The sequence below is a fragment of the Pedobacter aquatilis genome, from assembly GCF_032678425.1.
Taxonomy (GTDB): domain Bacteria; phylum Bacteroidota; class Bacteroidia; order Sphingobacteriales; family Sphingobacteriaceae; genus Pedobacter; species Pedobacter aquatilis_B.
Map to the genome: position 1 here is coordinate 74,609 of NZ_JAVTSG010000007.1, position 25,658 is coordinate 100,266.

14 protein-coding genes are annotated in these 25,658 nt (G+C 37.1%); 7 read left to right on the plus strand and 7 right to left on the minus strand.

The features are described from left to right. Positions 1-152 precede the first annotated feature (152 nt). The 5 genes from R2Q16_RS18635 (at position 153) to R2Q16_RS18655 (ending at position 1,969) form a co-directional block, all read left to right on the plus strand. Positions 153-359, plus strand: a complete 207-nt coding sequence (locus R2Q16_RS18635; protein WP_316739355.1) for a hypothetical protein — start codon at positions 153-155, stop codon at positions 357-359. Positions 360-500: 141 nt separating this feature from the next. Continuing rightward, complete coding sequence (locus R2Q16_RS18640) at positions 501-689, plus strand: cold-shock protein (RefSeq protein ID WP_290244052.1); 189 nt, start codon at positions 501-503, stop codon at positions 687-689. Positions 690-796: 107 nt separating this feature from the next. After that, a complete protein-coding gene (locus tag R2Q16_RS18645; RefSeq protein ID WP_316739357.1) occupies positions 797-1,318 on the plus strand; it encodes a protease in 522 nt (173 codons plus the stop codon). Positions 1,319-1,480: 162 nt separating this feature from the next. Next, positions 1,481-1,708, plus strand: coding sequence for a hypothetical protein (locus R2Q16_RS18650; RefSeq protein WP_316739358.1), 228 nt, complete (start codon positions 1,481-1,483; stop codon positions 1,706-1,708). A 69-nt stretch (positions 1,709-1,777) separates the two neighbouring features. After that, complete coding sequence (locus R2Q16_RS18655) at positions 1,778-1,969, plus strand: twin-arginine translocase TatA/TatE family subunit (protein ID WP_316739359.1); 192 nt, start codon at positions 1,778-1,780, stop codon at positions 1,967-1,969. Positions 1,970-2,036: 67 nt separating this feature from the next. Here R2Q16_RS18655 and R2Q16_RS18660 read toward each other — a convergent pair whose 3' ends face one another. The 5 genes from R2Q16_RS18660 to R2Q16_RS18680 are packed head-to-tail and all read right to left on the minus strand — an operon-like array spanning position 2,037 to position 9,636. Beyond that, a complete protein-coding gene (locus R2Q16_RS18660; protein ID WP_316739360.1) occupies positions 2,037-5,153 on the minus strand; it encodes a CusA/CzcA family heavy metal efflux RND transporter in 3,117 nt (1,038 codons plus the stop codon). 24 nt (positions 5,154-5,177) lie between these two features. Next, on the minus strand, positions 5,178-6,275 hold the full coding sequence (locus R2Q16_RS18665) for an efflux RND transporter periplasmic adaptor subunit (RefSeq protein ID WP_316739362.1): 1,098 nt from the start codon (positions 6,273-6,275) through the stop codon (positions 5,178-5,180). A gap of 5 nt (positions 6,276-6,280) precedes the next feature. Beyond that, a complete protein-coding gene (locus R2Q16_RS18670) occupies positions 6,281-7,552 on the minus strand; it encodes a TolC family protein (RefSeq protein ID WP_316739364.1) in 1,272 nt (423 codons plus the stop codon). 56 nt (positions 7,553-7,608) lie between these two features. Next, entirely contained in the window at positions 7,609-8,958 is a 1,350-nt protein-coding gene (locus R2Q16_RS18675) for a HAMP domain-containing sensor histidine kinase (protein WP_316739365.1), read from the minus strand. Continuing rightward, the gene (locus R2Q16_RS18680) at positions 8,959-9,636 is read right to left on the minus strand and encodes a response regulator transcription factor (RefSeq protein ID WP_316739366.1); all 678 of its coding nucleotides are present in this window, start codon (positions 9,634-9,636) and stop codon (positions 8,959-8,961) included. A 158-nt stretch (positions 9,637-9,794) separates the two neighbouring features. Between R2Q16_RS18680 and R2Q16_RS18685 the strand changes: the two genes are divergently transcribed. Beyond that, positions 9,795-12,461 carry an alpha-L-rhamnosidase gene (locus R2Q16_RS18685; protein WP_316739368.1) on the plus strand — a complete coding sequence of 889 codons (2,667 nt, stop codon included), beginning with the start codon at positions 9,795-9,797 and terminating at the stop codon, positions 12,459-12,461. A 155-nt stretch (positions 12,462-12,616) separates the two neighbouring features. Here the strand turns inward: R2Q16_RS18685 and R2Q16_RS18690 are convergent, their stop codons facing one another. Beyond that, positions 12,617-13,336: a DUF1080 domain-containing protein gene (locus tag R2Q16_RS18690; RefSeq protein ID WP_316739370.1), complete on the minus strand. Its 720-nt coding sequence runs from the start codon at positions 13,334-13,336 to the stop codon at positions 12,617-12,619. Positions 13,337-13,449: 113 nt separating this feature from the next. Then, positions 13,450-16,032, minus strand: a complete 2,583-nt coding sequence (locus R2Q16_RS18695) for a hypothetical protein (protein ID WP_316739373.1) — start codon at positions 16,030-16,032, stop codon at positions 13,450-13,452. 237 nt (positions 16,033-16,269) lie between these two features. Here R2Q16_RS18695 and R2Q16_RS18700 point away from each other — a divergent pair, with 237 nt between their 5' ends. Beyond that, the gene (locus R2Q16_RS18700; protein WP_316739376.1) at positions 16,270-25,647 is read left to right on the plus strand and encodes a putative Ig domain-containing protein; all 9,378 of its coding nucleotides are present in this window, start codon (positions 16,270-16,272) and stop codon (positions 25,645-25,647) included. Positions 25,648-25,658: the final 11 nt, after the last annotated feature.

Here is a 25,658-nt window from a genome sequence, read left to right on the forward strand (position 1 = left end):
ATTTTACCTTTTTTAAAGGTTTTTAATTCTAATGTATATGTAATTGTTACAAGTGTTTAATAATTCCCAAATTGTGGAAAAAAATATTATTTATCATACAACTTTTCAGAATTTTTGTTTGTGATTTTCATTCTTACTCAGTTATTTAGAGTATGGAAAATAAAAGTTTGATGATTTTTAAGCTTGCACCCAAAAAATTTAACGAAGTTTCAAAACTTGTAGATTTGAACGTTAAAACACTAACCATTTTAACTGAAATTGATGAAACTCCTAATGAAGCAGGAGCAATTTTCGTAAAAAAAAGTAACTTGGAAGTATTGTTAGAGGAATACGAAAAGTCTTTGGAGGAAAATATTTAACCCCTGTAAACGATTGGAATAGTATAAATCTATTCTAAAAACCTAAAAAATATTGTTATTTAATTAATGAACAGCTTATAGATTTGTTTTTTTGATAATAAAACATATTTTTATGAAATAATTAATAAAATAAAATCTAAAATGAAAAACGGTACAGTAAAATTTTTTAATGAGGAAAAAGGCTTTGGCTTTATCAAAGAAGAAAGTGGTTCAGAAATTTTCGTTCACGTAAGTGGACTTATAGATAAAATTGGTGAAAATGATAAAGTAGAATACGAAGTGCAAGAAGGCAAAAAAGGCTTGAACGCAGTAAAAGTAAAACTGGTTTAAAAATTACCAAAAAACTTTAAGGCAGACTTTTTTTAAGTCTGCTTTTTTTGTTAAAAATTTTTGAGAATTACAATCTTTGGAAAAGTTTTTGTTTAGTTTAAAATCCCATGAAAAATATAAAACTAATCATTCTAGCGGTTGCAGTTTTGTTTGCCGCCTGCAGTCAAAATCAAAAAGCTGTTAGCGAAAAAGGTAGCATTGATAGCACAAACACCATCGCTTCTGTAGCGAATCAAACCGATTCTTTAACTGCTAAAATGCAAATCAAAGATCTTATTAAGAATAGCGAACCTGTAATTTTAAAGTTTTCGGTTGTCAACCATGCCGATACGGCTAAATCATTTTGTAAATGGCATACTCCATTCGAACCCTTCATTAGCAAATATTTAGATATTACCGATGATAAAGGAAATGACGTTGCTTACAAAGGTGCAATGGCAAAAAGAATTATGCCACCACCAGCAGATGGTTACGTTTCAATAGCAGCAAAAGATAGTGTTTCTGCGGAAGTTGATTTATTACAAGCCTACGATTTAAAACCTGGAAATAAATATACTTTGAGCTATAATAGCAGTAGCATTAGCGGCATTTCGATTGCGAGTAAACTAACATTTGAACTAGAAAAGTAATTTCTCTTAATTTTTCTTTTGACAAAGAAAATCTAATTAATATGGATGTTAAATTATTGTAAAGGCAATTTTTATTTAATGTAAATGTTTATAATTTCTGTTAAAAAAGATTGAAAAGCTGTATGAGTAATTAGTCGTTTTTGTTATTTTTGAGTTATTAAAATGGAAAAGCGAAAATCTGAGTTAACATCTTTCCTTCAAAAAGTTAAACAATTAAGAGGCTTTGGCGATATGGATTCGTACAAAGTTGTTAATGAGTTCAAAGAAATTGCTGGTGAAGAACACGAAGAAAAGCTAACAAACATAATCGAAGATTTTTCTAAACCGCACACTTACCAAAATGGCAAAGCCAGTTTGATAAAAAATGTAGAGTCTGAATTGAAAAAATAAATCAATTTCTACAAAAACCAAAAATTGATTATTCGCGTATTTACATTACTAACCTTAATTAAATACGATATGAATCATTTTACAACTGCAGCCATTTTAGGCGGTCCCGAAATCATCATTTTACTAGTAGTTGTATTACTACTTTTCGGTGGCAAAAAAATTCCTGAACTGATGAAAGGCTTTGGGAAAGGTATAAAGGAATTTAAAAACGGCCAAGAAGGGAAAAATGAACCGGTAACGGAAACCGTTAAAAAAGCATAAAATTGTATATATGTGAAACCAGCAAGAATATATTATAATTTATAATCTTGCTGGTTTTGCTTTTAGCCTAAACTATATTCTGCACTTTTCTTTTGTATGACCAGTAAAACACAATAGGGTACACAAACAGGTTAAATAATGTATTTGTAATTAATCCACCGATTACCACAATTGCAAGTGGTTTTGAAGCTTCTGAGCCTATTCCGGTCGATAACGCTGCAGGCATTAAGCCAATTGCGGCCATTAGCGCGGTCATTAATACGGGTCTGAATCTACTGGCAATTCCATCACGGATGGCATCGGCAAAAGTCCAATCCAGTTTGTGCTTTAATTCGACAATGTTTGTTTTAAACTTGGTAATTAAGATTACCCCGTTCTGTACGCAAATTCCAAAGAGTGCAATAAAGCCAATGCCGGCAGAAATGTTAAAGTTTACACCAGTTGCTAATAAAGCCAAAATTCCACCAATCATTGCAAATGGCACATTATTTAATACTAAAAGTGAATCTTTAATATTGCCAAAGAGTACAAAAAGGATGAAAAATATCAATAATAAACTTACAGGAACTGCTTGTGATAACCTTGCAATTGCTCTTTGTTGGTTTTCAAAATCTCCAGCCCATTCTAATTTATAATCTTTAGGGAGTTTAATTTCTTTTCCAACTTTTTCCTGGGCTTCAGCAATCACACTGCCCATATCTCTGCCTCTGATAGAAAATTTAATTGCGCCATAACGTTTATGTTTATCACGATAAATCATACTCGGTCCGGTTATTTTTCTAATGGTGGATATTTCGCCAAGCTGTACGTTTGAACCACTTAAAGTAGGAATACGTAACCTGCTAATTGAAGTTTCATCATTCCTAAAATCTTCAGGGTAACGAATAATCAAATCAAATTTCTTTTCGCCTTCAAAAATTTCGGTCGCTGCCTTACCACCAATGGCCATTTCAATTACCGAATTTGCGTCAGCTGTGCTTACGCCATATAGCGCCATTTTCTTTTGGTCGAGGTTTATTTGTAACTCCGGCTGACCAAGGTTTCTTAAAATTCCTAAATCTTCAATACCATCAACGGTTTTTAAAATCTTTTCTATTTTCTCTTCCTGTTGCTCGATGTATTCGAAATTTTCGCCGAACATTTTGACTACAATAGAACCTTTAACACCAGAAACGGCTTCCTCAACATTATCAGATATTGGTTGAGAAAAGTTTAAACTTATGCCAGGGAAACTTTTTAATTTTTCCTGCATTCTTTCAATAAGCTGTTCTTTAGTTTGCTTGCGTTTCCACTCTTTTTTAGGATAAATATCAACATGAAATTCCATGTTGTAAAAACCTGTAGCATCCGTACCATCATTTGGTCGCCCAGTTTGCGACATTACCTGTTTTACTTCATCAAAGGTTAAGAAAATCTTTCTCATGTCGTTTGAAAGCTTCTTTGTCTCATTTAATGAAATACTCAGCGGACCTGTAGCACGCACATAAATAGAGCCTTCGTCTAAGCTTGGTAAAAATTCTGTTCCCAAAAATTTAAAGCTCAATGCACCAAGCAATAATACAATCATTGAAACTGAAAATACAAGTCTTTTTTTCCTGAAGCATACATCAAAGAATTTCAAAGTAGCTTTTGTCATCCATTCTAAAAAAATGTTGTGCTTTTCTTTTACATTCTTTTTGAGCAAAACGCTTGCTAATGCGGGTACTAATGTGAAGGTTAAAATCAATGCACCAAGAAGTGCGAAACTTAATGTCCATGCAAGTGGCGAAAACATTTTACCTTCAACCTTTTCGAAAGTAAAAATTGGCATTAAGCCGGTTATAATAATAAGTTTTGCGAATAAAATTCCCTTTCCGTTTTCTAAGCAAGCTTTTTTGATTGCGCCGAGTTTGCTCATTTTGTTAAAGCGTTCCATTCCGTATTTATGCGCCCGGGCATCTAATGCCACAAAAATACCTTCAACCATTACCACTGCACCATCAATAATAATCCCGAAATCTATGGCGCCCATTGATAAAAGGTTCGCAGGCATCCCTTTTAGTTTTAAACAGATAAACGCAAAAAGTAAGGCGAGTGGGATAATGATGGAAACGATTAAGGTTGTGCGCCAATCGGCCATAAAAAGGAATACGATTAACGTAACGAAAAGTATGCCTTCGAGCATGTTTCCCATCACGGTATGCACCGAATAGTTTACTAAATCTTCACGGTCGTAAAAGCCCTTAATTTTTACATCATCCGGCAGGATATTATTATTTATTTCACTAATTTTCTCTTTTAAACGGGCAATAACATCGCTTGGGTTACCACCTTTTCTCATTACAACAATGCCTTCAATAACGTCAGGGTCGTTATCTCTGCCAACTTGACCAAGCCTGGGTAGGGCCGATTCCATCACATCGGCAATGGTTTTGACATAGACTGGCGTTCCATTCACATTATCAACAACTACGTTTCTGATTTCATCTATATTATTTAAAACACCTATACCACGAACAACGTAAGCCTGTCCACTTTGTACAATTACGTCGCCACCAACATTGATATTGCTTTTAGAAACGGCTTCAAAAAGTTCGGTTGCGCTAACACCATATTGAATAGCCTTTTGAGGGTCGACCGTTATTTGGTAGGTTTTAACTTCTCCACCGAAACTGACCACATCGGCTATGCCCGAAACGGATAAAAGTTCGCGTTGGATAACCCAATCTTGCAAGGTTTTTAATTCCCTCACCGATTTTACATCGCTGGTTAAAGTGTATCGAAAAATCTCACCCGTCGGGCCGTATGGTGGTTGTACTTCTGGCTTAATTCCATCGGGTAAATCGGCTTCATCCAAATGGTTATTAACCTGAACGCGGGCCTGGGCGTAATCCACATCATCTTCAAAACTTACCTTAACAATTGATAAGCCAAATAGGGAAGAAGAACGAATGCTGGTTCTTTTTTCCGTTGGATTCATGGCAATTTCCAGCGGCCGACTTACAAATTTCTCTACTTCCTCGGCACTTCTTCCCGGCCATTGTGTTATAATGGTAATATTGGTATTCGTTACATCAGGAAAGGCATCGATTGTTGTATTTTTAAACGAAAGATAACCCGCCAAGATTAAAACAAAGGTTGCGAAAAATATGAAGTATTTGTTTTTCAGCGCAAAGCCGATAATATTTTTAATGAATTTATTCATTATTCAGAAATCTAAGGGATGATATTATTGAGCTTTAAGCGTTTCGAATAGAAAAACCTGTTTAGATGCGATTACACGTTCGCCAGCATTTAAACCTTTACTAACGTATATTTTGTCGGCTGTTTTGCGTCCAATTTCAATTTCCCTAATGGTTACTTTTTGGTTATTATCTAAAACTAAAACGTAATTTTTATTATCATCAAAAATCACTGCTCTCGAATTTAGAACGGGTAAATCTATACCTGAACTCGCTGTAACACTTACAGTTCCTAACATTCCGGGTTTTAAAAGGAAGCCCGGGTTGGCAATTACAACTCTTGCATTTAAGACCTTACTATCTTCATTTACCAGATTATAAATCTTATCTATTTTGCCATCAAATGTTTTCTCTGGATAAGAAAGTGTAGAAAGTTTTACATCATCACCAGTTTTAAGCCTCGAAATGTCTGATTCGTAGACATTAATCATCGCCCAAACGTTCGATAAATCGGCAACTGTGAATAAACTTTTATCATTATCGCCACGCAACTGCATATTATTGGTCACCTGTTTTTCAATTACAAAACCATTAATCGGCGATTTGATGGTATAAAGCCCGGCACTATTGCCACCATTTAAACGCAGAACCGATGAAGCCCTTTTTACCTCTGCTTTTTTTATCTGAAAATCGTTTTTAGCTTCTTCGAGTTCTTTTGCAGATGATAAACCACTTTGAAAAAGTGACTCTGCTTGTTGTAATGAACGTTCTGCATTTTTTAATTCGGCATTGGCCGAAATATATTCTTTATCAAATCCGGCCATTTCAGCACTTTTAACAGTTGCCAGTGTTTGTCCGCCTTTAACCTGGTCGCCCAGGCGTACATTTACCTGATTAACCGTTCCGCTAACCATTGGAAAAAGCTCTGATTTTCGTTCTTCATTTGACGTAATTTTTGCCGAAAACATGATGTTTGTTTTGCTGTTCGCCTGTTGAACGGTATCAATTAACAAACGATTTAAAAGCGAATCGGTGATGGTGAATTTTTCCTTAACAGGTTCGCTCTTAGTTTCGCTGCAAGAAAAATTTAGACCAATTACAGAAATTAAACAGCAGTAAGTGATGGTTTTATGGATGATTTGCATGATTTTTATTTAAAAATATTTGAACCTGTTACGTAATTTATTTCAGCTCTGGAGCTCATTCTTTCGAACTGAAGTTTATTTAATTGAAGCGTGTTTTGTTTGTATGAATCGTACAAATCGAGAAATTCTATCAAACTGATGTTTCTTTCTTTAAAGTTTTTTATCAGGGCTGTTATCAGCTTGTTAAAATCAGCGGTAAAATCAATATCGATTTCATCAATTAATTTTTCGTTTCTGAGTGCGGTTCTGTAACTGTTTAAAACTTCGTTTTCGAGCAAAATTTGCTGTCTGCTAATTTTGAGATTTGATTCATCAATAGAAAGTTTGGCTTTTTTAATTTCACCCTGATTTCTGTTAAATAACGGAATTGGAATCTTAATACCGATACCTGTATATTTCTCTGGGAAATTTCCTTTATAATCGTAGCTCAAAGCGAGTTCCACATCAGGTATTGCCATTGCCTTCTGCAAACTTAAATTAGCTTCGTTAAATTGTAAATCGGTTTTAGCAAGCTTCAAATCCGGTCGGTTTGCCCGGGCAGAATCTAGCAAAGCTGCTATTGGGAATTTTTCAATATTGGCTTCTAGATTGTTATTATGCTCAACAACTGGTTCTATCGGCGTTGCAGCAGTTATACCGCAAATCAATTTTAAATCCCTATAGTTATCTTCCAAATCGTTTAAAGCTTCCACGCGTTCGGCTTTTAAGCCGATGAGCAGCGATTTGATTCTAATTAAATCTTTCTGAGCAACATTACCCGATTTAAATTGCAGTTCGTAAGCTTTTAATAATTGCGCTGTTGAGGTAATCTGTTCATCAAAAACCTTTACAGATTGCGTAGCATAGTAGGCCTTGTAGAAATTGTTCGTTAGTTCAAATCTGAGTGTTCGCATTAACTCGAAATACTCCATTTCGGCCATTTTTACACCAGCCTGAGCCAGTTTTATGTTTTTGTTTCGCTTACCAGCCAATTTGAATAGTTGCGAAACTGAACCTGCAAACTGACCAAATTCGGCAGAGGTTTGTAGAAATTTTTTGGTTTCGTGGTTGTAGAATAGATTTTCATATTCCAACTCCGGATTATCAAATAATTTGGCAGTAATAATTTCGGCCTTAGCCTGTTCTATTTGATAATTGCTGACTAAAAGGTCGTAGTTATTTTTTAAAAACAGTGCCTGTGCTTTTGGTAAATCTAACCTTAAGGTATCGTTTTGGCTTTTGGCAGTTAGGGAACAAAACCCTAAAAATACAATGAGTAATGCCGAATTTCTTCTCATGCGGCAAAACTATTATTAGCGAATTAAACGCAAATTAAATCGAAATTAAAAGCGGATTAAAGTACAGGAAGCTTGATAGTGAAAATGGCTCCTGATGGTTTGGCCGAAGATAACTCTATTGTTCCTTTAAATATTTCAAGAATTTTCTGAGTGATGTAAAGACCCATACCATCGCCATTTAAGCCTAAATCCTTTGATTTGCTGTAGAAAGGTTTAAAAATTTCATTGGCATCTTCTGAAGCTACACCAATACCATTATCTTCAATTTGGAAGGATATTTCCTGATTTTTATGCTCTAAAGTTAAAACAACTTTCTTGTTTCTCGAAAACTTAAAGGCATTAGAAATTACGTTATCGATGGCAATTGCAATTAGAGTTTTATTTGCAAAAATGCTTAAATCTTCAATATTCCCGTTAATGATTACTGTTAAATTTAAACCCTGCTGATGTTGCCAATCAGTTTTTATAGCCGTTAGCAAATCAGATATTAGAATTTTTGTTCGTTGAGCGTGAATCAGCTCCATATCCATTTTTGCCAAAGCCAGCAAACCTGTAATGATGTGTTCCATCTTCTCAGATTCTTCGAGCATCGAATGAATAGATTTTTTATAATCTGGCAAAGTCCGCTCTTTGGAAAGCGCAAGTTCAGCGCTCATCATCATTCGGGTAAGCGGTGTTCTTAACTCATGCGAAGCATTGGCAACAAAGGTTTTTTGTAAAATAAAGGCTTGCTCTAATTCTCCCATTAATTTGTTGAAGGTTTTGGCAATTTGATTTATCTCATCATTATTCGCCTTTTCCTCAACTCTAAATTCCATGTTTTTTGCATCGATTTGCTTAACATCCAAAAGGAATTTATTTAGCGGTTTTAGCATCTTTTCGGCAACCCAACGGCTCAGCAGTAAAACGAAGGCAGATATCAGGATAAATACAAAAATCATTATTTTCCATAGCTTGGTTAGCCGATTGTGCGAACCTTGGTCTTCGGCTGATGCCAGAATAACGAAATCGCCTTGGTTATCTTTATAATAAATGCCAACCACTTGCCTTTCTCCATCCGTATATTTTAAATGTTTGCGATTACGAACCATTTCTATGGTCGATTTTGACCAATACTGTGCAGAATCGCCGATAAAAGTTGCTCTGTTATGGCTGTCGTAAATCCTGGTTACCTCGCCATTTAGTTTTTGAAGATATTTATGGCGAACGGAATTTAAAGCATCGCGACTAATTTCATCGGCTTCGAGGTAAAGTTTTGCCGTAACCATTGTTCTATCCGTAAGCCTGTCAAAAAAATCGGCTTGCAAAAATTTCATGAAAGTAAAATAAACTGTAAAGAGCACGGCCAAAAGCACTGATGTACAAATCAGCGTAAAATACAGGGCTATGCGGTCTTTAATTTTCATTTATTTCAAAATATAACCCATGTTTATTTTAGTGTGAATGAGTTTTCTTTCAAAGCCCTTTTCGATTTTTTTGCGAAGGAAGTTAATGTAAACATCTATCACATTGGTACCTGTTTCGAAATTAATATCCCATGCTTGCTCGGCAATAAATTGTCTGGAAAGTAAGCGGTTTGGGTTGCGTAGAAAAAGTTCGAGTAAGATAAATTCTTTGGCGCTAAGTTCAATGCTTTTGCCTGCTCTTGTAACCTCTTTACTTGCTGTGTTTAGGCATAAATCATCAAAACAAAGCAAATTATTTTGGGTGTTTTCTAAATTGTTCGAGCGCCTTAAAAGCGCAGCAATCCTTGCTAAAAGTTCTTTTAAGTGAAAAGGTTTAACTAAATAATCATCTGCTCCCGATTCTAAGCCTGTAACTTTATCATCGACGGTTCCAAGTGCTGTAAGTAATAGGATAGGGGTTTTTATGTTTTGCTCACGAAGTAATTTACAAACCTGCAAACCGTTAATACCGGGCATCATTACATCAATAATAAACAAATCAAATTGCTCATTAAGAAAAAGTGAAAGTGCATCCGTTCCATTAAAAACACAGCTGGTTTGGTAGCCGTTTTCTTCGATGGCTGATTTTAACAGTCCCGAAATTTTAACATCATCTTCAGCTATACCGATTTTAAGCATTTACAAAAATAACCATCTCATCTTAAAATGAGATTAAAAACGGATGTAAAGTTATCGTTCAATTTTTGACGCAAAGGAATAAAATTGCATATTACATCATATTAGTAAAACGTTTTATAATTCTTACTAACTATATATTTCATTCTTAAAACAATAAAATGAATTCATATTTATCTAAAATAACATCTACGTGCTTACTTATTTTGTTGTTCAATCAACCGTGGGTTAATGCCACAGAAATTGTGAAGCTTAAGTGTGAGCATCTGGTAAATCCGATAGGGATTGATAATGCAAATCCCCGTTTATCCTGGATGATGGATGACAGTATAAAAGGAGCTGTTCAAAAGGCATATAGAATTATTGTCGGTACAGATTCTCTACAGCTAAAAACTAAAATGAACGTGCAATGGGATACTGATAAAATTACTTCTGGAAATAGTTTAATCACCTATAAAGGCAGAGCGCTACTGCCGTTTACAAAATATTTTTGGCGGGTTGAGGTTTTGGACAAAGACAATAAATTAATTCAATCGAAGATTTCGAGTTTTGAAACTGGAATGATGGGTGTAGAAAACTGGAAAGGTACCTGGATAAGTGATAGAAATGACATCAATACACGCCCGGCACCATATTTCAGAAAAGTTTTTGAACCCGCAAAACAAGTGAAATCGGCAAGGGCTTATATTGTTGCTTCAGGCTTGTACGAACTTTATATGAATGGAGAGAAGGTTGGCAACCATCGTTTAGATCCAATGTACACCCGTTTTGATAGAAGAAACTTGTATGTTACCTACGATGTTACCGCAAATCTGCAACAAGGTAAAAATGCAGTTGGCGTTATTTTGGGCAACGGTTGGTATAATCATCAGGCTATGGCCGTTTGGAATTTTGATAAAGCGCCTTGGAGGCAACGACCAGCCTTTTGTCTGGATTTAAGGATTACCTACACCGATGGTACAACTGAAACCATAACATCGGGTAGCGACTGGAAAACCAGTTTAGGGCCAATTATCTCAAATAATATTTATACTGCAGAGCATTACGATGCCCGTTTGGAGCAAAAAGGATGGAACAAGGCCGAATTTGACGATTCAAAATGGCGTGGCATAAACCTTCGGGCAACGCCTTCCAAAAATATTGTTTCTCAAACCATGCACCCAATCCGTAATGTGGAGGAAATTAGAGTTAAAAGCCTGCGCAAATTCAACGATACAACTTATCTGTATGATTTAGGCAGAAACATTGCTGGTGTGAGTAAAATAAAGGTTTCTGGTACAAAAGGAACAATAATTAAATTAAAGCACGCAGAGCGATTATCTGCAAATGGAAGAGCAGATTTATCAAATATCGATGTTTATTATCGTCCGAAAGATGATGCCGATCCATTTCAAACCGATATTTTTATTTTAAACGGAACGGGCGAAGAAGAATTTATGCCGCTGTTCAATTATAAAGGTTTTCAGTATGTGGAAGTTACATCCAGTGAACCTATTAAGTTAGAAGATCGAAACCTGGTGGCTTATTTTATGCATAGCGATGTTCCATCAACCGGTAAAATATCTTCCTCAAACCCGTTAATCGATAAAATTTGGTGGGCAACCAATAATTCATACTTATCCAACCTGTTTGGTTTTCCGACGGATTGTCCGCAAAGGGAAAAAAACGGCTGGACAGGAGATGGACATTTTGCCATCGAAACCGGATTGTACAATTTTGATGCAGTAACCGTTTACGAAAAATGGCTGGGCGACCACCGTGATGAGCAGCAGCCCAATGGCGTTTTGCCTGATATTATTCCAACGGGTGGTTGGGGTTATGGTACCGCGAATGGCACCGACTGGACCAGTACAATTGCCATTATTCCATGGAATATTTACATGTTTTATGGCGATACGAAAGCATTATCCGATAATTACAAGAACATCAAACAGTATGTAGATTATGTAAATAACATCAGCAAGGATGGTTTAACCACTTTCGGAAGGGGTGATTGGGTGCCTGTTAAATCTACATCAAATTTAGAATATACATCCTCTATTTATTTTTATGTTGATGCTGATATTTTGGCTAAAACTGCAAAGCTATTTAATAAGCAAAACGACTATCTGATTTACAGCGCATTGGCAGATAAAATCAAAAAAGCGATTAATGCTAAATATTTTGACGCGGAGAAAGTGACTTATGGCTCTGGCGTACAAACTGAGCTAAGCATGGCGCTACAATGGAATATTGTTGAAGAGCAATACCGCTCAAAATTAGCTGAAAATCTGGCTAAACGTGTTGCGGCAGATGGCATGCATATAGATGTTGGTGTTTTGGGTGCAAAGGCAGTTTTAAATGCTTTAAGTGATAACGGACAGGCAGAAACAGCTTACAAACTTGCTGCACAAGATACCTATCCGGGTTGGGGTTGGTGGATCGTAAACGGCGCTACCACACTCCACGAAAATTGGGATATGCAGGCCACCAGAGACATTTCGGATAACCACATGATGTTTGGGGAAATTGGTGGCTGGTTTTTCAAGGGAATCGGTGGGATTAAAGTTGATGAAAAACAACCAGGCTTTAAAAATATTTTATTGCAGCCCCATTTTGTCGAAGGATTGGAGCATTTTACCGTCAGCCATGAAAGTCTCTACGGTACAATTTTATCTTCGTGGAAAAGAACAGCGAAAGGTGTAAAATATGACGTTAAAATTCCGGCCAATTCTAGCGCGAGTTTAACCTTGCCAGAAATAGCCGGAAAGCAAGTTTATTTAAATGGAAAAGTAATTAGCAACAAGCAAGAATTACCTGCCGGAAGCTATATATTCGAAATTAGATAGAAATAACGTTTTTAGTTGCAAAAACAAACTATATCATTAGAATATTTTTAATGAAAATGGAATGCTAGGTTATGATGAATTGGGGTTGTAAGTAAAAAGAATTAAACAAAAAAGGATTGGCTATTCACCAATCCTTTTTTATGTCCAAACAAAAATTAAAGTTGCTTAATTTTAATATTTCTCCATTGGCTAGAGCCTGGGTGCTCTTGTAAGGCGATTTTTCCTTTTGCAACTTTTGCAAAATTTGCGAATGCCTTATCTTTAAATTTACTGTTCTCGACTAATTTATTCCATTCATCGCTTCCAATCTGGCCTTCAAATGTTTTTATCCCGTTTAGGTAAAAAGTTAAATGCCCTTTATTTTGAATTAAACGAACTTTGTTCCACTCACCAACGGGTTTAGGCTTCGATACAGTTGCATCGCCCGACATATCATATAAACATCCTGCTAAATGGTTCTCTTTTTTATTGTCTGCGGCATCAATGTTATCTAAAACCTGCATTTCAGGGCCAGTTAAATAAGTCGCTCTGAACTTTGGGTCTTCCTGAATGTCGAAAATAATTCCACTATTTCCACCTTTGGAAATCTTCCACTCCAGGTTTAGTTCATAATTTTCAAATTCCTGGTTAGTTACGATATCGCCACCACCATTTCTTGGTTGGTTAGGATCGAAAACAATTGCACCATTTTGTACCGTCCATTTTGAACCAACGGTATCTCTTAAATAAGTATGCCAGCCATTTAATGATTTACCATCAAACAGCAATTTCCAACCTTTTTTTACTTCTTTTTTTGTTAGTGTGTTTGCTTCCTGCGCCATTATTGTGCTGCAAAACACTGCGAAAAGGGCAAAAAGAATGATCGATTTTTTCATTGGTTTTCGTTTTTTATTTCGAAAGTAATAAATTTTAAATAGATAAGTTTAAAGAAGATAGTATGCGTTGAAACTGTTACAAATCGATTTAGTAAAGAGATTTCGAACCGAAATTAGTTCGATTTGTAAGATTTGAGAATCTTAAAACTGTGGTTGAATTTTTCGTCGTTCAGGTTTACAAAATCGGGCAAGGTTAGTTTGTTAACGCTTAAGTAATTTAATAAATCTTTAATGGCTTGCGATACACTTTCCGAATCATTAATGTGTTTTAAAGCATCAATTTTTATCAACTGAAACGACATTTCAAAAATCTGAAGTTTGTGATGAGCGGCTACTTCCATGCCGTTATTAACTTCAATAAGTACATTTTTATAATTGCCAGTATAGTTAGAGAAGTTTGCCTTGGCTAAAATATAAGAAGCTAAAATATACGGAGTATAGTAACTATTCGGATTATTTATAAGCTTGCCCAATAAATTAATTACACGCTGTGCAGTTTTTAATTTGTTCAATTTTAAATTATTTTGGGCAATCGCAACCAATAAAAACGATGGAAAAACAGATGAACGCAAGTAAAAAATGTTTGGATATTTTTTAATAATTGCCTCACACAAATCAGCACATTCTTTATAGTTTTTATTGCTAAACAGTACAATGATGGATAAACGATAAGCAATCATCTCGTAACTGTTTAATAATCTGTTCGGTAATGGTTTACTCTTGCAAATTATTTGGCAAAATGCATCTATTTTTTCGAGCAGGGTTTTGCTGTTATTTGGTTTGCCAACGAGTATGTTGTTGAAAAACAGAATCAAATCGTAAGGATTTATCGGGAAAAGCTCTAGCAATTCTTTGTTATATCGCTTTAAAACCTGCATACTTTCTGCAAGTCCGGCTTTATCCATATCCACAATGGAAATGCTACAGCTTATTACGTTAAGAATGATTTGAATGTTCTCATCAAAAACCTTTTCTGATAATTGTTTAATTACAGATTTATAATGTTTGCTCATTATTCTGCCGCTAACCATGATATCAATGAAATTAATATCAATGGTGTGGGCATTAAATTTAGAATCGGTTTTACCCAATTCAAAAAGGGCTACATCACATATAAAATTAAATGATTTGTTTTTTTCTTCGTTTGTAAATGGAAGTTTAAAAATATCTTTTAAGGCTTGTATTTCGTTCCTGTTAATGCAAAAACGAATGCTCCAGTTTAATAAATGTTCTCTTATAGCATGTTCTTCGGCATATTTCGATAAAATTTCTTCAAAGAAACCTTTGCAAGGCTTGAATTGGAATTTTTCGGTAAGTTGAAGAAACAAGAAATAGGTGTAAATGTCATCATTAAGAAACTTCACAATTTCTGTTGGAATTGCCGTTGTTAGCCTTTTTTCTTCAATCAAAATACCACCAAACAACAGCTCCTGATAAGCCTCGGGATAAGCGCTTATATGAGTGAGAATATCTTCTTTTGCCACTCTATGCCCAACCGCACCTTGAGTAATTACACGACTAATTTCTTTAAGAATGAATATCTTTTCGGTGCTATTTTTTGATAGGAAAATTTTATTCTCTAAAAAGTAGTTTATCAATTCGAGGCAAAGCAATTGGTTGTTCAGCTCAAGGGTTTTTACTTCTTGTTTTAGCTTGTAATAAATCTGCAACCAAAATGGCGTTTTAAACTGGGTTAACAAACCATGATGCAAATCGTTTTCTGTAATTGATTTCCCTTCTATTTTGCTTAGCGTATATAAAACTTCTTCTTGGTTAAGCGCCGGAACGCTAGTGTTTTTATCCTCATCAAAGAACAAACCTTTGTACCAAGCATTATTTAAAAAAGCCGAACCAGTGATTGCAGGCTGTAAATTAACCCAATTGTTAACCCTTAGTCCAATAACAACCTTAATGAAATTGCTGTGTTGTATGCTGTGCAATAAATCAATGAAGATTTTAAAATATTTATCTACAGATAAATATTGGTCGATACCATCGATGATAATAACGATACGACCTTTGCACTGTTTAGGATGCTTTAAGAAATATGCAATTAGCTCACTTATGCCCGAAAATTTAAACTCTTTTAAAAACCAATCTTTCAGCGATAAACCATTCTGAATGATATCGATAATCGTTCCTGAATTGATTAATAGTACAATGTCGGATTTGTAAGGTGCATTTTCATTGTAAAAAAAATGCTCTACTAAGTGGGCGATTAATATAGATTTTCCTTGACCAGGTTGGGCACTTATGGTTGTAAACTGGTAGTCGTTTTTAAGAAAGTAATCGAAATCGCTGTAAAGAAAATTCCGCTTTGCGGTGGCATTGAAAGGTACTCCTGAACTATTTTTTTTCGCGATTAATGAAATATCGGTTATGGCCTGGGTTCTGATTTTTAGTCCTTGCCAAACATCGTCTACATCTGGTACTTCGTTTTCTTTTTCTTTACAAAAGGCTTCCCAATCAGAAAAACCAACATATTGAGATAAACTATTTAATGTGAACAGGGAAAATTTATGCAAAGTTTGGGCAAAGCCAAAAAAACGTTTAACGGTAGTTTCGCTGACGTAGTTCTTAGTTTCTTTGAAAATTAGCTCAGAAATAGTCTTACAATGCGCCGGATCAATATTTCTGAGTCCAGATTTTATAAGAACGAATTTCTTTAATTGAGAGAGCAATTCGTTTGTATTCATTAAATAGAGGATGATAATGCTAATGTCATCAAAATTATGCAATAGCCGAAATGATTTTAGGTAACAAATATCCTATGAACAAAATGAACGGATGAAAACGCCTTTTAATGAATAATAATGGATAAAACTTAATGATTGTAACTAGCGTAGATTTGAAAAGTAGAATAAGAAACACTCCATAGAGGGATAAAAAAGCTCATTCTCTAGAAACAAAAATCAAACCTAATAACGCCTGATATGATGAAAAACTCTACTTTTTTTTCCAGCTTTGGGAAACTCATTATTATCCAAATTTTTCTTGTAGCTGTTTTTATAACGATATCGGTTCTGAAATCGTATGCTCAAACTAAAGTATATGCCAATTCTGTCAGTTCGGTTTCGCCGAATGGAATGTCGAGTTTATTGGGTTGCGGGCTTTCGCCGTGTTATAATACACCAACTGTTGATGACCCAAACAATGCCATAACGGCTGATGAAACAACTTTTGCAACGGTAAAATCATCTGGCGGTTTAGCTGTTGGCATTGGTGCATATGCTGGAGAGATTGAATTGCAGTTTCCAAGCACATTACCTGCTGGTACAACATCTTATATCAGAATTGATGCAGACCCAACACTATTGAACCAATTATTAGGTGGGAATTTAGGCGGGTTGTTAAGTAGTGTAGTAGGTGGAGTTGCCTTAGGTAATCATTCTATTGATGTTGGTGCAAGAAATTCGAGTGGCGTTACAGTTTTATCAGGCAGCACTGTTAATGGTTTTACTAGTTCTAACTTGCGTTTGGTAAGGGATGCAAACGGATATTTTTATGTTGCGATAAGACCAACTCAAGATTATAATAAAGTTTTTGTTAGGGATGTTACCAGTGCGCTTTTATTGGGTACATTGAACAATACAAAGGTTTACCACGCATTTTACACTTCTGGTATTGATGCCTGTGCACAAACTTTTGCAACAGGTTTTGAAGGTAATGGCTTAACGCTCGATTTATTAGGTTTAGGGAAAGCAGGTGTTACCAACCCAAGTTTTGCAATTGATGCCAACCGCGATAATTATTCGGAGTTGAGTTTGGGGGCTTTAGGTGTTGCAGGTTCTATCAGTCAGAATTTTTATTTTAATACTGCATCTAACGTAGGTGATGAAATTAATTTAAGAATCGGGGCTTCGGGTAACTTGGTTAATGCAGGTGTTTTAAGCAGGCTCACTGTAACTGCCTTTAATGGAAATAATCAGGTTTTTAGTCAATCGGCTGGAAATGTATTAAGTGTTGATTTGTTAAATGCTTTGGGTAGTGGACAGCCTATAACTATTCCTTTTGCCCCAGGAGTAGCATTCGACAGGGTTCAGGTAACGTTATCATCCTTATTAAATGTTAACCTTACACAAACTATTTTAATCTATGGCTTAACACGTTCAGCTGCAAGACCAACCTTTACCGCACCAAGTTCAAATGCTGTAAATGCTTGTTTTGGAGCAACGGCAAGCTTATCTGCAACAACCTTAAATACTAATGATTTACGTTGGTACGATGTGCCTGAAGGCGGAACGGTTTTAGCCACAACCGCATTTAATGGTATTTTTACAACTCCAGCTTTAACGGCAAATAAAATCTACTATGTTGCCGCTAGAAGACTTAACTGTACAGAAGAGTCTGTTCGGGTGCCGATTTCTATTACCGTTAATCCGCAGATTGTATTTAATACAACATTATTATCAAACGGAACCGTTGGATTTCAATACAGCAAACAAATTGATTTAGCTACTGGCGGAACACCAACATTTACTTATGCTTTGGCAAGTGGAAATACCTTGCCAGCAGGTTTATCCCTAGGTGCGAATGGAACAATTTCTGGTACACCAACTACTTCGGGAAATTATAACTTTTCGATTTTGGTAACCGATATTCAGGGATGTACGGCAACCGCAACTTACAATTTAATTATCACAGCATCATTGGTTTTAACGCCAGGAAATTTGCCAGATGGTATAACTGGAATTTTGTATCCTCCACAAACTATACCAGCGGCAACAGGTGGAACAGAACCGTATGTTTACTCGGCAATTAATCTTCCTCTGGGTTTAACTTTCGACCCAACGAACCGTCAAATTACAGGTACACCGACCACAATTGGTACTTATACTGTTCCGGTTACGGTTACAGATGCAAATGGTAATTCGGTAACCTCTGGATATGTTATCAGGGTTATTAATCCACTGGTTTTGCCTTCGGCTACTTTAGCTAATGGGGTAACTGGAAGAGTTTATACTCCGCAAATCATCCCATCAGCAACTGGTGGGGTAGGGCCATATACTTACTCTGCAACTGGTCTTCCAACAGGTTTAACATTTAATCCTGCTACAAGAGAAATTGTTGGTACGCCAACAGTTAGTGGGACTTACACCGTTCCAGTTACAGTTACCGATGCTGAAGGTAGAACCATTACAACTAATTATACAATCGTAGTTACCGACCCGCTTGTGTTGCCAGCTGCGGCATTGGCTAGCGGTACAGTTGGCTCAGGTTATCCTTTACAAACTATTCCATCTGCTACAGGCGGTGTTGGAACTTATACTTATGTTGCCACAGGATTGCCTCCGGGTTTAACATTTAATCCAACTACCAGGGAGATTACCGGAACACCAACACAAGCAGGTAACTATGCTGTTTCGGTTACAGTAACAGATTCACAGGGCAATACGGCAAATAATACCTACCCAATAAGTGTAATTGGCGTATTAACTTTACCTACAGCTTCGTTACCAAATGGAACAGTTGGCGTTGGCTATCCGACACAAACCTTACCAGGAGTTACCGGAGGAACACCACCATACAGTTATATCGCTTCAAATTTACCTCCCGGATTAACTTTTAACACGTCGACAAGAGAAATTTCTGGTACACCAACGCTTGGCGGAACATTTGTAGTTTCCCTAACTGCAACAGATGCAACGGGTAATATTGTAAATTCAGATTACAGTATCCTGGTAAATGTAAATCAGCCGATTGTGGCTAGTGTTTCAGCATGTGCCGGAAGCACAGCTACCTTGAATGTTAGTAATCTTCAGGCTGGTGTAACTTACAATTGGTATGCATCAACAGGAAATGCACCTTTAGTAACGAACAATAACGGAGTATTTACCACACCTATACTTACTTCAAATACAACTTTTTATGTAGAGGCTATTTCTGGTACTGCTATCAGCGCAAGAACAGCCGTAAATGTAACCATCAATCCAGATGCAAATCTGGCTGTTGTAACTACAAATAATCAAGTTATTAACGCAGGACAAACCACTACCTTGAGCGCCACTGCAGATGCGGGGAACACAATAAGTTGGTTTGCTGCCCCAACCGGCGGAACTGCATTGGCAACAGGCTCAAGCTTTACCACGCCTGCATTAACTACCACCACAACTTTTTATGTTGAAACTGTAAATGCAAGTGGTTGTGCAAGCCTAACTCGTGTTCCTGTAACCGTAACCGTAATCACTGGCGGTGGAAATACAGATTGTAATGCTGCTGGTACTCAAAATTCGGGTATTACAGGTATTTGTATTTTATGCGGAATTACTGGTGCAGGAAATTCAACGGATGCTAATCCAAGCAATTTTACCAGAATAACATTAGCGGTTGGTGCACTATCTACAGGCTATCAACAGTTAATATTTAATTCTGCAGGTACCGCAACGGATAGCGTACGATTAGATTTAGGCTTACCTACTGGATTATTGGATTTATCGCTTTTAGGCAACATTACCGTAAACGTGATGAACGGCACAACTGTTGTAAATAGTTATCCGTTAAATTCTTCATTATTAAGATTATCTCTTTTAGGAGGAAGTCGTTTTCAAGCTACTTTACCAACAACGGGAGCTTTCGATAGAGTTGAAGTTAGGCTTGGCGGCTTAGTTTCGGCAATAACCAGTCTGGATATTTACGGTGCAACGATTGTGTACCCATCGCCAACAATAACGAGTGGCACACAAACTGTTTGTTCGGGCGCAATTGTTAACTTATCGGCAACTGCAAATGCTGGTACTACACTACGTTGGTACGATGCACCAACTGGCGGAACACTTTTGGCTAGCGGTGAAACATTTACCACACCAGCACTTACCACAACTACAACATATTATATCGAAGTAAGTAGAGGCACTTGCCCAAATCCGATAAGAATTCCAGTTGTGGTAACAGTTGTTCCAGCTATAACCACTCCGGTTTTAGCACCAATTGCGAATGCCTGCATAGGTTCATCAGCAACACTTTCAGTTAGTAATCCTGATCCAACCTTAACTTATAACTGGTATGCGGCCAGTACAGGTGGAACGCCAATATTCACAGGCAGCGTTTTTACAACTCCAGTTTTAACTTCAAATATTACTTATTATTTAGAAGCGGCCAATGGAAGTTGTGTAAGCAGTAGCAGAGTAGCCGCTGTTATTACTGCTAATCCAACTCCGGCAATTCCTGTTGTAGCTGCATCTTCTTTATCTGTTCCATCAGGTCAAACTGCTACCATTACGGCAACATCTACGGATGCAAACGTAACTTTTAATTGGTATGATAGTGCTAATGCAACAAGTCCGATATTTACAGGCGCAACTTTTGTAACGCCTCCAATTACTGCAACTACAAGTTTTTACGTAGAAAGTATATCTGCAAGTGGTTGCCCATCTGCAAGCAGGGTACAAGTTACCATAACCGTAAGTGGACCAGGCACACCAGTTATTGTACCATGCGAGGCCGCTTCTACCCAAAGCAATGGTGTTTCTGGAATTGCTATCGGCGCAGGTGTTATCAATCCTAATCTTGCGATTGATAACGATGCGCAAACTGCATCAACTTTAGTAATGCCTTTAGGAATTACAGGTGCATCAGTTTATCAGAATTTATCATTTCCTGGAGCTTCGAGAGCAGGTGATACTTTAAAAGTTTTAATATCATCTCCTGGAAGATTATTATCAGTAGGCTTATTGAGCAATGTTCAAATTACAACATACTTAAATGGGGTATCAAATAACGATGCAGTTAGTTTAAACAACAGTTTGCTTAATGTTCAGCTTTTAAGTGGAAATACTCAAGCATTAATTACCTTAATACCAACAGCAAGTTTTGATGGTGCAGAGTTGCGCATAAATTCTGGCGTTGCAAGTGCGTTATCATCAATCAATTTAAATTACATGCAACGTGCTTTAAAAGCACCAGAAGTTGCATCATCAAGTGTTGCCATTTGCTCTGGAGCTACAGCAACCTTACAAGTTGCAAATCCGGTTACAGGTTTAGTTTACAGGTGGTTTGATGTAAATGGAACTACTTTAGCGGATGGAGTTTCATACACTACGCCAAACTTAACCGCTGATGCACAATATTTTGTTGCGATTGTTACCTCAACAGGTTGCGTAAGTGCAAAAACAGCCGTAAATGTTACAATTTCTGCTCCTCCTGTTCTTCCTGAATTATTAGCGCCAATCATTAATGCTTGTACTACGGGTCAGATTATATTACAAGTTAAAAACCCAGTACCAGGCATAACCTACAGATGGTTTACTGTTGGTAATGTTTCTGCTGGTCCAGACGGATCATCATTAACCGTATCGCCATCAAATACAACTTATACTGTAGAAGCGGTAAATAGCTGCGGTACAGTATCGGCTAGGGCTACGGCAACAATAACAACAGGTACTACTCCAGATGCGCCAATAGTTTCGCCAACTTCCGTAACAATTGTAGCAGGAAATACCGCCACTTTAACAGCAACATCATCAATTGTTGGAAGTACTATAACTTGGTATAGCGATGCAACCCTTACAATTCCAGTAGCTACCGGAAACGTATTTACTACACCAGTTTTAACTTCGAACACTACATATTATGTTAGAAATGAAACAGGAGTATGTGGAAATTCGACACCGGTTGCAGTTGTTGTGAATGTAATTCCGGCAACGCCAGGTACAACAGAATGCGGAACTGCAAGTGTAGCATTAGCCGATGGTATCTCTGGGATAACAGTTGGTGCAGGTGTTTCAAATCCAGCCGCTGCGGTTGACACCGATATAAACTCAGCCTCTACCTTATTTATTACAGCAGGTGTAGCAAACGCATATGTTTATCAAAGAGTTGGTTTTACTGGCGGATTATCAAATATTGGTGATACACTTCGTATTAAAATATCTTCGCCAGTTAATTTATTAAGTGCTTCGGTTTTACCAAGTATTACATTAACCACTTATAATAATTTAACCAGCAATGCTGATGAAGTGAACTTAAGCAGCCAATTTATCCAATTGGATTTAGTTTCAGATGGGAGCGAGGCTACTTTAAGTTTTATCCCAACAAAACAATTCAGCGGTGCTGAAATTAGGTTATATTCTGGATTAGTAGGTGCACTAACTTCTGTAAATCTTAATTATGCCCGTCGACTCATAACATCTCCTGAAGTAAGTTCTACAACGGCAAGTGCATGTTTTGGTTCATCAGCTGTGCTGAGTGTAAATAATCCAAAACCAAATATAACTTATAGATGGTACGAAGGAACTACATTCCAAACTACTGGCACAACTTTCTTAACGGATGCAACTTTAGCCATCGGAAACCATACTTTCTCGGTAAGCGCTGTGGATGCGAACGGTTGTGAAAGTCCAAAGGTTGAAGTTATTGTGACTATTACAGCGCCGCCTGTGGTTCCGGTTATTGCATCGGCAAATCCGGCTAGTGTTTGTGTAAATAACTCAACAACAATTAATGTACAACCTGTTGCCGGCGTAATTTATAATTGGTACGATGCTGCAACTGGCGGTAATCTTTTAGTAAGCAATAGTACAAGTTTCACAACTTCTACAAGCTTATTGCCTGGTGTTTACAGCTACTATGTTGAAGCTGCTTCAATTTCAGGTTGTGCAAATGCAACAAGAACATTGGTAACTGTAACGGTAAATCAAAATGCATTGGCAAGTGATATCACAGTTACCGGTAATACATTACTTTGTAATGCCGGAATAACGATGTTAACAGCAAGTAGCACTACGGTTTTAAATCCAATATTTACCTGGTATAGTGATGCTGCGTTAACCAATCAAGTAGCTACTGGCAGCACGTTTACTACACCACAAATAAATGCTGCCACAACTTATTATGTTACGGTAAGTGGTTCAAATCGTTGCGTAAATAGCGTTGGAAATGCTGCCGTAGTAAACATTACTATCAATCCATCTTCAACTGCTGCGGACATAAATGTTGCGGGTAATAACTCAATTTGTTCGGGTTCATCTGCAAGTTTAACAGCAAGCAGCACAACGGTATTAAATCCGGTGTTTACCTGGTATAATGATGCAGCCTTAACAAGTGTAGCATTTACGGGGGCAACATTTAATACCGCTTTATTATCTGCCGAGACTACATTTTATGTTACGGTAAAAGGAACTAATAAATGTGAAAATGCACCTGCCGATGCGAGAGCAATAACTGTAAGAGTTAATCGTATTTCAACAGCTGCTGATATTAACATTACTGGTGCAAACAGCATTTGTAGCAATGTTGCTGCTTCATTATCGGCATCATCTACAACTGTAACCAACCCGGTGTTTACCTGGTATAACGATGCAGCATTAACAAGCGTAGCTTTTGTTGGCTCATCATTCACAACTGCGCCGTTAACCGCTAACACAACTTACTATGTAACTGTTAAGGGTGATAATAGCTGTGAAAACACTACAGGCAATGCGGCAGTAGTTACTGTTACGGTTAAAGCTTATGCTACAGCAGCAGATATCACCGTAAATAATGCAAATATCTGTTCGGGTAATTCTACAACATTAATGGCTTCTAGTTTGACCGTTTTACAACCTGTATTTACTTGGTATAGCGATGCATCTTTAACTATTCCTGTTTTTACCGGACCAACTTATAACTTAACTTCAGTAACCTCTACAACAACATTCTATGTTACAGTTAAAGGAAGCAATAAGTGTGAAAATAGCGCTGCAGATGCAAAAGCCGTAACCGTAACGGTAAATCCTTTGGCAACTACAACCGATATTATTGCAACTGGAACGACAGCTGTTTGTGCAGGAACTTCAACCGTTCTTACGGCCAGCAGTACAACGGTTACGAATCCTATATTTACTTGGTATAGTGATGCGGCATTAACAAATATTTCCTTTGTAGGTGCAATATTTACAACACCTGTATTAAATGCAAATGCAACTTATTATGTAACAGTTAAAGGCGATAATAAATGCGAAAATGCTGCGGGAAGTGCGAGAGTTATTGCCATTACCATAAGTCCTGTTCCAGCAAGCCCAGTAATTTCTAGTGCAGGTACAACCATCTGCGCTGGTGATGCAACAACTTTAACGGTTCAAAATCCGCAAAGCGGGATAACTTACCAATGGTACAATAGTGCAACCGGAGGTAATCTTTTATTTACTGGTACATCGTACACTACAACAGTTCTTACTACTAATACAACCTATTTTGTTCAGGCAGTTGGCGCAGCAGGTTGCGCTAACGCTACAGGCAGGACAATGGTTACGGTTACTGTGAATACTCGTCCTGGAACAACATCTGTTGCCTCATCTGCAGTTAATGTTTGCTCAGGAAGCTCGGCAACATTAAACGTTACAAATGTTCAGGCTAATTATACTTACAACTGGTATACTGTACCTACAGGTGGAAGTATTGTAGGTTCTGGAGCTAATTTTAATACGGGTGCACTTACAGCAAACACAATTTTTTATGTAGAATCTGTTTCAGGAACATGCGTTTCATCAACGAGAACACAGGTAAATGTAACGGTGCTTCCGGTTCCGTTAGCTCCGGCGCAAGCAATTGCAGCTAGTAATATAATTTGTTCAGGCAGTACAGCAACCTTAAGTGTTGCAAATCCTGACCCAACCTTAACCTATAATTGGTTTACTGCAAGCTCTGGTGGTACTTCAATTGGTCAAGGAACAACAATAACTACTCCTGCAATTACAGCTACCACAATATTTTATGTAGAAAGTACGAATGCTTCGGGTTGTTCAAGTGCTACTCGTACACCAATCACAATTACTGTTCTTCCAGTACTATCTGCTCCAATAATTAGAGTAGAAAGTACAACAAGCAGCAGCGTAATTTTTGAATGGAATAATGTTACAGGTGCAACCGGTTATGAAATATCATTAAACAATGGAACTACATGGCAGCAACCATCAGAAGGCGCTAATGCCAATAGGCACGTTGTTTCTGGTTTAATGCCAGACCAAAGTGTAACAATTGTGGTTAGGGCAACCGGACAAATCGCTTGTCAAACCAGTGCAAATTCTACAGCATTAACGGCTAAGGCTGCAAATCCATTAGGAAATGATGTTTACGTTCCGAACGCTTTTACGCCAAACAATGATGGTAAAAACGACATATTCTTGGTTTATGGAACAACCATAGCATCGGTAAAAATGAATATTTATACCCAGTGGGGACAGCTGATTTTTCAAGTTGATTCTACTACGACAGGGTGGGACGGAACTTTCAGAGGTGTTCCGCAACCAAGTGGGGTTTACGTTTACATGATTGAGGTCATTTCTACGGATGGAACCAAAGTGATGAAAAAAGGAACGGTAACATTAATCAGATAGCCAAATAATTA